A 12,427-nucleotide genomic window follows, 5' to 3' on the forward strand; every position below is an offset into this window, starting at 1 on the left:
AAACATGCATGAATAGGTACTGTTTGCGTTACCAAACGCGGAAGCTGACGCCTGCGCTCACACCATACGGATGCAGCGTGCCGAAGGTGAACTGCGGCCACATCTGGTACTCGACATCGATCACGCGGAAGTGAATGTTGTCGTTGTGCGCCCAGTATTCCAGGCCAGCTCCAGGCGCCAACACAAAGTAGTTGCCGGTAGCCAGGCCGTACGGGAATCTCATGTGACCTAGTCCGACAGGCATCTTGGCGTAGGGCACCCAGCCCACCGGTTTGAAGCTGATCTTCGGCCCGACCAGGTAGGTATCCTGCGTGACGCCGTTTTTGCTGCCCCACCGCATGATGCGGGCCTCGGCTTCGATGCCGACATAGCGATGGATATTCGCGTCGACATAGATCGTCGGCGCGTAGAACGTCAGCTTGCCATAGTCGCTCCGGTAGACTGAGCCCGCGATGCCGACGGTGGTGTAGAGGCCGGGGCCAACGCCCGCTGGCTTGGCCTGTGCGGGGGCAGTTGACGCCGCCGTGAGAGCGAATAACACGGCGGCGAACTGGCAGAGAAAGCGGTGCGAACGCTTGCGAAGTTCTGCGATCACTGCGTCACCGTCATCGTGAGACCTTGCGAGAGTGTGACACCAGTACCCTGTCCGACCGCACTGATCGAAATCCCGTACTTGCCTGCTGGCGTGCTCTGCTGGTTGATGGTGCCGCAGCCGATCACAGGCATCAGGCAGGCGGCCAGCAGCAACAGCAGCAGTGCGGGTACATTGCGGCGACGGCGACCGAAAGCCAGCAGCGCCAGCACCGCACCCGCGGGTAACAGTGCGAGTGCGCTGGAGCCATGCGAGGTCTGGACGCTTGCAGAGGCTGCTCCACCAGAGGTCAGCGGAGATCCGGTGTCAATGTTTACTTTGACCGTTACCGTACCATTGGCAGGCAGCACGATGCTGTCCTTCTCAAAGGTGCAGGTCGCGGCATAGGGGAGACCACCGCAACCGAGGGTGATGGTGTCTGAGAAGCCGTCGTTGGAGTGGATGGTGATCTGCGCCGTCGAATATTGCTTGGTCACCACACTGAAGGTCGTGGGTGTGACAGACAGCGTGAAATTGGTAGCAGAGCTGGTGGTGATGTCGGTGGGGGACGATACCGACGCTGAGTAGGAAGCATCGCCACTGTAGCTTGCAGTGATCAGGCCAGGAATGGCCGAGCCCTGCACATTGAGTGTTGCGATTCCGTTGGCGCCGACGCTGCTGCTGCCGATAACACCGGACGCTGTGCTGAAGGTCGTTACGCCGGTCGGCGAAACTGGCCCGTCATACTTCAATACCGAGATGAGTGTTAACACGCCGCCACTCAGTGTCGTTGGTAAGGTCGCAGTGACGGTGTTCTGTGTCGGCCGCAGGTTCACGACCATCTGCAAAGCTGCCGATACGGATGCCAGATCCGACACATCGCCGGCGTAAGACGCTGTGATGCTGTGTGTCCCGGCAGTGAAGGCACTCGGAACAAGAGTCGCCACACCGCCGGCCAGAGCCGATGTCCCCAGGAGCTTCGTGCCGTCCATGAAGCGGACGTTCCCGGTCGCCAGCGCACCAGTAACCGTGCTCACGGTCGCCGTCAGCGTCGGCTGAGCCAGCGTCAGGGTCGGGTTGCTGCTGCTGGCCACAGAGATCTGCGTGGCTTGCTGAATCTGCTCATTCACTGCAGCCGCAGTGGACGTCGAGTTGTTGCTGTCTCCTACATAGATGGCAGTCAGGGAGTGGATACCGGGCGCCAGTGTGCTCGTGGTGAAGACGGCGGTTCCGCTGGTCGAAAGCGCCGCCTGACCAATGGTGGTGGTGCCATCCAGGAAGTTGACGTTGCCCGTGGGCGCTCCGCCATTGCCCGTAACGTGTACGGTCAGGACCAACGGCGCGCTAAAAACAGCGGGGTTAGCGCTGGTGGTCAGAACGCTCTGCGAACTGGCATTGCGGATGGTCTCAGTCAGCACGACCGAGTCATTCCCCGCGTAGCGGATGTCACCGCTATAGGTGGCAATGATGTTGTGCGAACCGACAGTCAGCGTGGACGTTGTCAGAGCTGCCGCGCCCGCACCGTTGACGGCAACGGTGCCAAGGATAGTCGCGCCTTCATGGAAGACGATGGTTCCCGTGGGTGCCGCCGTCACTCCGCTGTTGGCAGCGGCTCCTGCGACCTGCGCCGTGAAGGTCACGGCATTGCCGCCGATGGCGGGGTTGACATTGGAGCTGATGGAGACCGTCGTGGGATCAACCACCGCTTGGAGCATCGTCGTCGACGAGCTGGTTGCGTGGGTGCTGTCGCCACTGTAAACCGCGACGATGCTGTGCTGCGCAACGGAGAAGTTGGAGATCGCCAGCGAAGCAACACCGGAGGCGTTGATTGCTACCGTGCCAAGATTCGTGCCGCCATCCTGGAAGATAACCGAGCCCGTCAGGTTGGTAAGGCCACTCGCGACGCTCGCCTGAAGGGTAACGGTATCGCCAAAGTGCGAGGTTGGTGCACTGCTTGTCAGCATTGTCGTGGTCGTCGCTGCGGTGATCGTGACGGTGAAGCTCTGCGATTGTGCCGGTGCGTTGTTTGAGTCGCCAGCATACTGCGCGATGATGACATGCGTGCCGACAGTGAGCGTGGAGCTCGCGAAGGTAGCGCGGCCAGACGAGAGTGTCAGTGTGGTCAGCGCGCTGCCGTTATCGGTAAGAATGACGGACGGGTTGGCGGCTAGAACGGCATCGCTGGTCAGCGATGTCGTGAGTGTGATCGACGTACCGTAGACAGCGGAGGCGGCCGATCCCGTGAGTGTCAACACGGTGTTGCCGATGGTGACTGTGACCGGTGCCGTGCTGGATGCGCTGACTCCGTAGTTCAGGTCGGCGTTATAGGTCGCTACGATGTTGTGCGATCCAACAGACAGGTTCGACACCGTAAGGGTAGCCACGGCGCCGGCGTTGAGCGCTGACGTTCCCAGGACAATGGCGCCATCCGTGAAGGTGACGTTGCCGGTTGCCTTCACGCCCGCAGTGTTGACCGTCGCAGTCATCGTCAGCGGCTTGCCGCCGGCAAGTGTCGACGAGCTGAGGCTGAGCAGCGTCGTGGATGTAGAAGTCTGCACCGTCTGCAAGAGGGCTGCGGATGCACTGACATCGTAGTTGGTGCTGCCACCGAAGCTGGCCGTGATGTTGTGCGATCCAACAGTCAGTGTGCTCGTGGAAAGCACAGCAGAGCCGTTGGTGACGGACTGGCTACCGAGGACTGTCGCGCCGTCATAGAAGGTAACAATGCCGGAGAGCGTTCCGACGGCCGTTTGTCCTGCTGCGACCGTGACCGTGGCGGTGAGTTGCACGGTGCTTCCAGCGTTCGCACTGGGAGCGCTGGAGGCAAGTACCGTATTCGTCGAGAGGCGGTTGACAGTGACCATGGCGTTGACCGATGTACTGGTCAGATTGGAGTTATCGCCTGCGTAGACAGCCGTGATTGCATCCGATCCCGGTACCAGGGTTGAAGTCACGAGGACCGCGCTGCCATTCGCATCCAGCGTGCCTGTTCCCAGGATGGTTGCACCGGACTTGAAGGTGACAGTGCCCGTAGGAACGGGACCGCCATTGCTGGTGACGTTCGCCGTCAACGTGACGTTAGTGCCAACGAGCGCAGTCGAAGGGCTGGCAGACAGTAGTGTGCTGCTGGAAACGCGGTTTACAGTCTGTGTCAGCGCAGCCGATGTGCTCGCCTGGCTGGTCACGTCGCCGGGGAAGCTAGCCGTGATCTGGTGAGCTCCACTGGAGAGTGTATGTGTGGTGAAGGTCGCTACGCCACCGGTCAGGTTGCCGGTGCCGATGGCGACGCCGCCATCCAGGAATGTAATCACACCGCTGGTCACAGGGGTCCCGGCTGTCAGAGTCGCGCGGAAGGTGACGTCCTGCAGCACCGACGAAGGATTCAGCAAAGAGACGACGCTGATCTGGGTGGACTGGACGATGCTCTGAGTGACCGTGTTCGAGATGACGGAGGCGTTGCTGGCATCACCCGAGTAGCTAGCGGTGATGGTGTGCTGGCCCAGGCTGAGTGAGCCCGTGGTGATGGTCGCTATGCCGTTGGCGCTCAATGCGACCGCTGGCCCAATGGGCGTAGTGCCATCCAGAAAGGTGACTGTGCCGGTTGGAACAACGGTTCCCTGGGTCTCACTTACGACCGCGGTGAACGTCACCGGCTGCGACACGGCAGCCGGGTTCAGGCTGCTGCTCAGGACGGTCTGAGTGGGCTCAACGCTCAATACCTGCCCGTAGACGGTGACTACATCGGGTGCATTCGATGCGTCGGAGTGCATGGTCAGCGAGCCATAGGTGACGCCGTTCACGGGGCTGATCACCGTCGGTGCGAACTCTACGCCCAGCGAACATTGTGCGCCTACGGCGAGGACCGTCATGGTGGAGCCGCAGGTGGTGGTGGTCGCGCTCAAAGCAGACTGGTTGAAGTCAAAGAGGCCCGGTGTCAGGGGTTTATTGCCTTCGTTATCGATCAGTACCTGCTGCGGTGCGGAGGTCTTGCTGACGCGGATCGTGTCGTATTGCAGCAAGGACGATGTGGCCGAGACGAACCGAATGACATTGTGGAAGTAGTCCGCAATGTAGATGTTTCCCTTGCCGTCCATCGATAAGGCATAAGGGCCATACAGCATCGCAAGATTCGCGTTCTGCCCGTCTGCCTGGTACGAAGTCAGACCGTTACCGATAATGCTGCTGATGTTGCCGCCAACAGCGTCCACACGACGAATACGGTTATTGCCAGAGTCCGCAATGTAGAGGTTTCCGGCCGGATCGAATACAAGGGCAGCGGGTCCCTTCAAGTGAGCGCTGGTTGCCAGACCACCATCGCCGTCGAAGCCGGCTGTACCCAAGACGCCAGCAATCGTCTGAATGCGACCGACGGCATCAATGCGCCGCACGGCATGGTTGGACAGATCTGCGATGTACAACAATCCATCCGGGCCAAAGGTAAGGCTCCACGGATCTTTCAATGCTGCCAGCACAGCCAGGGCACCGTCGCCTGCAGTTGCGATGGGGCCGCCGGCGATGGTGGTGATAATTCCAGTGAGCGCGTCCACGCGGCGAATCGCGTTATTACCAGTATCCGCAATGTACAGATTGCCATCGGCATCGAATGCGATACCGTTGGGCGCGGCCAGTTTGGCAGACGTAGCGACGAGGCCGTCACCGGCCCATCCGCTTGCAAGGCTCTGTCCTGCAACGGTCGTCATGATGCCGGAGACTGCATCCACGCGACGGATGGTGTTGTTGCCGCTGTCGGCGATGTACAGGTTGCCGGCTCCGTCCAGGGCCAGGCCCGTGGGTCCGCTCACACCAGCCGCAGTTGCTGGTCCGTTATCGCCATTGTTGCTCGGATAGCCAATGCCCGCGTAGGTGGTGATGTTGCCGCTCTTATCCACCTTGCGGATGCGTGCGTTGATCGTGTCGGAGATGTAATAGACGCCAGCATCATCTGCCACAACGCCCTGGGGCAGGTAGAGGGTGGCCGAGATCGCAGGCATGCCTTCGTCGGTGGGACGGTAGCGCCAGTCGTTGCTGATGCCTGCAGCAGTGCCTGTTAGACCAAAGTGGACGACAGCCCTCGGGCCGGTCGCGGCGACGTCGATCAGTTGGCTGGCCAGAACATGGTTGGTACCGTCAACCAGTTCAACAGCGCCGCTGCGGCGTCCCGAAGCCGTGGGTGACACCGTAACATTGACCGTGCACGTCTGGATCAGCGGATAGGATTGGGTGGTGCATGAACCGCTGCCCGCGTCCTGGAAGTCGAGACCCGTCTCACCCTGCGTCAACACGCGGATTGCCGCTACGGTACCGTGCACCGTAAGGACCACTGTCCGGGTGCTGGCAGGCGATCCGACCGCAACGGGACCAGGGAAGTGCTGTACGGGGGCCTGCGCACCAGCAGACGCCGCCCAGGTCAGGGCAGCAGCGGTGCAGAGAAGGGATGCGTGGCGGTAAATTCCGGAGAATTTTGAGCGCAGAAATGCGCTGACCCGCAGAACAGGTTTGGTCGACATGGATTGTTACTTCTTCCTTCAATCGGCTGGCGTAGCCGGTCATGGGGGAACCGGAACGGGACAAGAAGACAGGAGCAGGGGAATAACATCAGTAACTTCGGAGGGCGCTCGGTTGCAGCCGCCTCTATGACTTACTGACGAGAGTTTCGCATGCACCAAGTGGCTGTAGAAATGGCGCATCCGGGGGATAAGAAACAAGTTGGAGTCACTTTCAGCCCCCAGGCTGTGTTATGCAGATTCATTCATTGCTTCGGTAGGACGATCGGTCTGCGCAGGTATTTGCATCACCAAAGTATTGTTGAAAGAGGCAAGCATGGAAGTTATTGCAATGAATACGCCGCCGACAACCAACCGGCACCTCATTCGCTGGGTGGAGAAGACGGCAGCTTTATGCGAGCCTGCGCGAATCTACTGGGTGGACGGATCGGCCGAGGAGAATGCACGACTCTGCCAGGAGCTGGTTGACGCCGGGACATTCACGAGGCTGGATGCAGCGAAGTGGCCCGGTTGTTTCTATGCTCGTTCTTCTCCGAATGACGTTGCGCGCGTGGAAGACCGCACATTTATCTGCTCGCTTTCGAAAGACGCTGCTGGTCCGACCAATAACTGGGAAGACCCTTTTGTTATGCGCAAGAAGCTGAAGGCTCTTTTCAAGGGCTGCATGCGCGGTCGCACCATGTATGTCATGCCATTTTCCATGGGACCCATCGGTTCTCCGATGTCGCAGATCGGTGTGCAACTGACTGACTCGGCTTATGCGGTGGTTAACATGCGGATCATGGCCCGCGTCGGCGCGCCCGTCTATAAAGAAATCGACAAGGACGTGAAACGCGTCGTGCCGTGCGTCCACTCCGTTGGTGCGCCGCTGCAGCCGGGCGAGCAGGATGTGTCATGGCCGCAGAACGACACGAAGTACATTGTTCATTACCCTGAAACCCGCGAGATCTGGTCTTACGGGTCCGGTTACGGTGGCAACGCGCTGCTGGGCAAGAAGTGCTTCGCTCTGCGCATCGCCAGCAACATTGGACGCGATGAAGGCTGGATGGCCGAACACATGCTCATCGTGGGCGTTGAAAGTCCGCTCAACGAGCACGGCGTTACCGAGAAGACCTACGTCGCCGCGGCGTTCCCATCCGCCTGCGGCAAGACCAACTTCGCCATGCTGATCCCGCCCGACGGCTTCGAGGGGTGGAAAGTCTGGACCGTTGGCGACGACATCGCCTGGATCAAGCCGGACGCAACCGGCCAGCTCCGCGCCATCAATCCGGAGACAGGCTTCTTCGGCGTTGCACCCGGCACCGGCGACAAGACCAATCCGAACGCGATGGCGACGCTGCGCTCCAACAGCATCTTCACCAATGTGGCGCTGGTCACGGAGAACGGCGTGCCCAACGGCGACGTCTGGTGGGAGGGCATGACGGACACGCCACCTGCCGAGTGCCTGGACTGGCGCGGCAATCCGTGGACGCCTGAGAGCAAGACGCCCGCAGCGCATCCCAACGGCCGCTTCACCGCGCCTGCGTCGCAGTGCCCGACGATCGACCCAAGCTGGGAAGACCCGGAGGGCGTCCTGATCAGCGCCATCATCTTTGGCGGCCGCCGCCGCGAGACTATGCCACTCGTCTACCAGGCGTTCAACTGGAGCGCTGGCGTCTACGTCGGCGCAACCATGGGCAGCGAGCAGACGGCGGCAGCAGGCGGCACCGTCGGCACCGTCCGGCGCGATCCCATGGCCATGCTGCCCTTCTGCGGTTACCACATGGGCGACTACTTCCGGCACTGGCTGCGCATGCAGCGCGAGCTGTCGGCGACGCCGCGTATCTTCCACGTCAACTGGTTCCGCAAGGACGAGAACGGCAAGTTTCTCTGGCCCGGCTTTGGGGAGAACATGCGCGTGCTCAAGTGGGTCGTCGACCGCACCCGCGGCCGCGTTCGCGGACAGGAGACACCCATCGGCTGGACGCCCAAGTACGGCGACATCAACTGGAAGGGCATGGACTTCTCGGAGGCTCAGTTTAACGAGCTCCAGAAGGTCGACCGCGCAACCTGGAAGAAAGAGGTCATGGGGCATGAGGAGGTCTTCCTGCTCCTCCACGACCGGCTGCCGCCCGAGATGATCTACGAACGGGAGTTGCTTATCTGCAGACTGTAGTGACCGAGAGGCTGGCGGAGACACCAGCCTCTCCGGTCAACGACCCATTCTGGAACTGCCCCACTTTTCTCGGCGGTTTCTCTCGGACCGCTAAACGAGCCGCTCCCGATCCAACTCGGTTCAACGACCCCTCCCCCCCCTCTCCGAAAACCGTAAAGATTAGATTCCAAAGGAGTTGACGTTTCCCGAAACGGCAAAAATCAGATTCAAAACGACTTACACGCAAAAATCAGATTACAAAGGACTTACAGCCAAAACAGAAAGGGAGAGCCGCCTGGGCTCTCCCTTTTCTTCTGCTTTCATTGTATCGCCCGTGTCAAGCGAATCGGACCGATCGGTCGTGGCGGAAGTGTGACATCAGGGTGCGGACTCCATGCTTCGTCTTCGGAAGGAGCATGGTGGGCCTCTTCTGCTATCGAAGAACGCTGGCATCCCGTGCGGGGTGTTGCGCGCGAGAAGTTCTTGACCCCGGCCGTGTGACGCACTACCACTGAACCAGCGGTGGACTGGCGCGGAGGTCATGGCGATGGAAGCGTGGCGGGAACGGTTTCGACCTCTGAAGGCACGCCTTTCCAGATTCATCGTGGGCGGCACAGCCATCCTCTTCCTCGGGCTCATGTCCGGAGCCAGCGGCGCCAGGGCACAGGCTGCATCCACAGCGGTGCCGAAGCAGGAATTCGATGTCGCCTCCGTACGCCTGAACAAGGACGGTGTCACCCCGCAAAGCCCGGTTTTCACCAACATGGATCTGGATCCCGGCGATCTGTTCGTGCCGACGCATGGTGTCTTCGCCCTTCGAAACAAGTCGCTGCGAACGCTCATCGCCTTTGCCTACAAGATGTCCGGCGATCAGCAGAACTTCCTCAAACAGAACGTGCCGGATTTCGTGCTGTCCGAGCGCTTCGACATCCAGGCACGGTCGCTGAACAAAGACGCGACGAAGGACGACTATCGCGCCATGATGCGATCGCTGCTGGAAGAGCGCTTTCGCCTGAAAGTGCACAACGAGACACGCGAAGCCAAGGTCTACGACCTGTTGCTGGCGTCACCCGGCAAACTCGGCCGCACGCTTCGCCTGCACCCCGTGGATGACAAGACCTGCGACGGGAGTGATTCGAAGCAGCAGAGCTCGAAGCTGATGCCGGACGGCTATCCGGCCATCTGCGGCGCCATCTCTGAGTTGCCATGGGGCGGTAAGCCGACGGAGACCAGGTACAGCATGGGGCTGGGCGGGCGCAATGTTCCAGTGTCGCTCCTGGCCGCAGCGCTCACCGCTCCGTATACGGGCGATACCGGCCTGGACCATGCGGTGATCGATACGACCGGCATCGCCGGAAACGTGGACTTCACCCTGCGACTGGGTTATGACGAGATTGAGTCCACCAACACCCCGGATACCGCTCCACTCTTTGCACAGGAGTTGCGCGACCAATTGGGGATGAAGCTGAAGGCGGACAAAGGCACCATCAACGTCTACGTCGTGGATCACGTGGAACACCTGATCGAGAACTAACGCCTACCGGGTCTCCCGCTCCGACAGCGGCAAACGGCATACGACAAGAGATAGGCGACAAGGGACAAGCGACAAGGGACGACGGGCGGACTGAAGGTCCGCGACCTCCCAGCCCTGGGTCCCGGATGGGTGAAGACATTGCGGGCTGAAGGCCCGCGACAAACTTCCCTGGAAGGAACATCGCACACGGACCATAAAAAACTTCTTGCATGCCACATACACGTGTAGTAGATCTACATCTGTTCAAGACAAACAGCTGTAGTAGCAAGAGGGCGAAACGATGGCGGCTCCAAGACTGTCGAACCTGGAATTCCGGATCATGGAGGTCCTGTGGGATCGCGGGGAAGTCTCCATCCGCGAGGTCTGCGAGGTCCTGGAGGCGGCGACTGCCGGGAAGCGTGCGCCCGCCTACACGACGGTCCAGACTACCGTGTACCGCATGGAGACCAAGGGCATCGTGCGGCGTGTGCGCAAGTCCGGCAACCTGCACCTGTTCAAGGCGGCCGTCACGCGCGAGTCGGCGCAACGCACCCTGATTGACGAACTGCTTGGGTTCTTCGGTGGCAGCGGTATGCCGGTGATGGCCCACCTGATCCAGAGCGGCAAGCTCACGCTGGACGATGTCAAGGAAGCTGAACGCGAACTGCAGAAGAAGGGAAAGAAGTCATGAGCCATCTCACGATCTCGCCACATCCGTTCCTGATCGCGCTGTTCCGACACCTTTGGCAGACCACGCTGTTCGCGCTGGCGCTCGCCGTCCTGGCGATGCTGCTGCGGGGGAACCGCGCGGCCCTTCGCTTCCGTGTCTGGATGCTGGCATCGGTAAAGTTCCTGCTGCCGTTGTCGTTGCTGATCTCGGCCGGGCAGCATCTGCGGCCCGAGAAGCTGCAGACCGTCGCACCGGTGGCCTTCACCATGGTGATGCAGGGCGCACCGGATGACGTTGCGTTGGGCACACTCTCCCTTCCAGTGCAGCCGCGAACACAGGCGCAAGGGCAGGTTCCGCATGACGTGACGACCCTCCTGCTGATCGCATGGGCGTGTGGCGCGCTGACGCTGTTGGCCGTGTGGGCGCGGCGCTGGACTGCTCTCTTCCGCGCGGTGCGCAGCGGCGACAGCGCGGGGCGACATGAGGGCATTCGAGCGGTGCGCGTGGCAGCGCCGTTTGAGCCGGGTGTCTTCGGTATTCTGCGGCCGGTGCTGGTGTTGCCGCATGGTCTGGAAGCAGCGCTCACACCGACGCAGATGACCGCGGTGCTGGCGCATGAGATCTCGCATTTGCGCCGCCGCGACAACCTGACGGCCGCGATTCATATGGTGGTGCAGACCCTCTTCTGGTTTCACCCCATGGTGTGGATGATTGGAAGGCGGCTGGTCAAGGAGCGTGAGGCAGCCTGCGATGCTGCCGTGCTCGAGATGCGCATCGACCCTGCTGCGTATGCCGAAGGCATCCTGAAAGTCTGCCGCCTGTACCTCGAAGCTCCGTTGCCGTGTGTTGCGGGTGTCACCGGTGCCGACCTGAAGCAGCGCATCCGGAGCATTGCCACGGGCAACGTGGGCCGGCAACTGCGTCGCGTACATGCGGTGGGTCTGGGCGTCCTTGGCATCGTCGCGATCAGTGCACCGGTCGCATTCGGTGTCCTGCATGCAGCGGTGTTGAAGTCCGCGATGAAACATCCGTCCGCGGCAGCGGTCTTGCATGCGGCGCTTTCGCCTGAGATGACCGTCACGCCAACGCCAAAGCTGCGACTGCCCCAGGCACCGCCACCGCCTCCTGTACCGCCACCCCCACCACCGCCGCCTGATCCCATCGCCACCAACATGCCGGCCATTCCCGCGATGACCAACGTGCAGGTCCATCCCAGCAACCCGTATATGCCCGGTACTGGATATGGTTTTGAGCAACCAACGGACCTGACCCATGTGCGATTTCGCGCGTCGAATAACACCGTAGCCGACATGATCTCGTTCGCTTATGGTGTGCAGGCAAAGCAGATTATCGATGGGCCGCGATGGATCGATACGGAACGCTATGACGTGACGGCGAACGTAGTGTCACCGCAGGTTCCACCGGAGCAGATCCAGGCGATGATGCGACGGATGCTGGCCGACCACTTCGGTATCCGCGTCCATCCTGCCCGCCGCGATCTACAGGTGTATGTCCTTACCGTCAGCAAGGATGGCCACCATCTGCGCCCGGACGAGACGAATCCCCATGGCCTGCCGCGCCTCAATCTCATGGGTGCGGGCACACTGGTCGTGAGCAATGCCAGTATCCGTGACTTTTGCAGCTCGCTGCAGGGTTATGCCGTCGATCGGCCGCTGGTGGATCGCACCGGTCTCAACGGTCGCTGGTACTTCGATCTGCAGTGGCATCCGGATGCAGCCTTCTTTGCCGCGCTCAATATGGCGGAGCCACGCAATCTTGCCGACGATAAGTCTCCGCCGCTGCTGATTGCCATCCGCCAGCAACTGGGTTTGAATGTGGAACCTACGACCCTCCCCATGAATGTTCTCGTGCTTGACCGCGCCTCTCGTCCCAGGGCTGACTGAATCTTTCGCTTGACTCCTAAATCTTTAGGAGATACTTCTGATCCATAACGGAACAAAAAACGGCTGTATCCGTATCTTTTCGGATGACGCTTTCACCGCTCCAGCGTCCGATGGTTACACGGCACCTGCAC

General features: G+C 60.8%; 6 protein-coding genes. 4 read left to right on the plus strand and 2 right to left on the minus strand.

Annotated elements, in window-relative coordinates; genetic code table 11:
- Positions 1-28: 28 nt before the first annotated feature.
- Together BLW03_RS11185 and BLW03_RS11190 are read right to left on the minus strand one after the other, a co-directional pair.
- Entirely contained in the window at positions 29-595 is a 567-nt protein-coding gene (locus BLW03_RS11185; RefSeq protein WP_074654089.1) for a porin family protein, read from the minus strand.
- Positions 592-6,078: an Ig-like domain repeat protein gene (locus BLW03_RS11190; protein ID WP_074654091.1), complete on the minus strand. Its 5,487-nt coding sequence runs from the start codon at positions 6,076-6,078 to the stop codon at positions 592-594. Before BLW03_RS11190 ends, BLW03_RS11185 begins: the two co-directional genes overlap by 4 nt.
- 313 nt (positions 6,079-6,391) lie before the next feature.
- Between BLW03_RS11190 and BLW03_RS11195 the strand changes: the two genes are divergently transcribed.
- The 4 genes from BLW03_RS11195 to BLW03_RS11210 all read left to right on the plus strand — a co-directional run bounded on the left by BLW03_RS11195 (position 6,392) and on the right by BLW03_RS11210 (position 12,296).
- On the plus strand, positions 6,392-8,230 hold the full coding sequence (locus BLW03_RS11195; RefSeq protein WP_074654093.1) for a phosphoenolpyruvate carboxykinase (GTP): 1,839 nt from the start codon (positions 6,392-6,394) through the stop codon (positions 8,228-8,230).
- Positions 8,231-8,750: 520 nt separating this feature from the next.
- Positions 8,751-9,743, plus strand: a complete 993-nt coding sequence (locus BLW03_RS11200; RefSeq protein ID WP_074654095.1) for a TIGR03435 family protein — start codon at positions 8,751-8,753, stop codon at positions 9,741-9,743.
- 280 nt (positions 9,744-10,023) lie between these two features.
- Complete coding sequence (locus BLW03_RS11205; RefSeq protein ID WP_074654097.1) at positions 10,024-10,413, plus strand: BlaI/MecI/CopY family transcriptional regulator; 390 nt, start codon at positions 10,024-10,026, stop codon at positions 10,411-10,413.
- The gene (locus BLW03_RS11210; protein WP_074654098.1) at positions 10,410-12,296 is read left to right on the plus strand and encodes a M56 family metallopeptidase; all 1,887 of its coding nucleotides are present in this window, start codon (positions 10,410-10,412) and stop codon (positions 12,294-12,296) included. The genes BLW03_RS11205 and BLW03_RS11210 overlap by 4 nt, the downstream gene beginning before the upstream one ends.
- Positions 12,297-12,427: the final 131 nt, after the last annotated feature.

The organism is Terriglobus roseus (assembly GCF_900105625.1).
GTDB classification, from domain to species: domain Bacteria; phylum Acidobacteriota; class Terriglobia; order Terriglobales; family Acidobacteriaceae; genus Terriglobus; species Terriglobus roseus_B.

What these genes read in the sequence shown, in the direction of transcription:
- BLW03_RS11210 (WP_074654098.1), top strand. Translation starts at nt 10,410, where the DNA reads ATGAGCCATCTCACGATCTCGCCACATCCGTTCCTGATCGCGCTGTTC.
- BLW03_RS11200 (WP_074654095.1), top strand. Translation starts at nt 8,751, where the DNA reads ATGGCGATGGAAGCGTGGCGGGAACGGTTTCGACCTCTGAAGGCACGC.
- BLW03_RS11195 (WP_074654093.1), top strand. Translation starts at nt 6,392, where the DNA reads ATGGAAGTTATTGCAATGAATACGCCGCCGACAACCAACCGGCACCTC.
- BLW03_RS11190 (WP_074654091.1), bottom strand. Translation starts at nt 6,078, where the DNA reads ATGTCGACCAAACCTGTTCTGCGGGTCAGCGCATTTCTGCGCTCAAAA.
- BLW03_RS11205 (WP_074654097.1), top strand. Translation starts at nt 10,024, where the DNA reads ATGGCGGCTCCAAGACTGTCGAACCTGGAATTCCGGATCATGGAGGTC.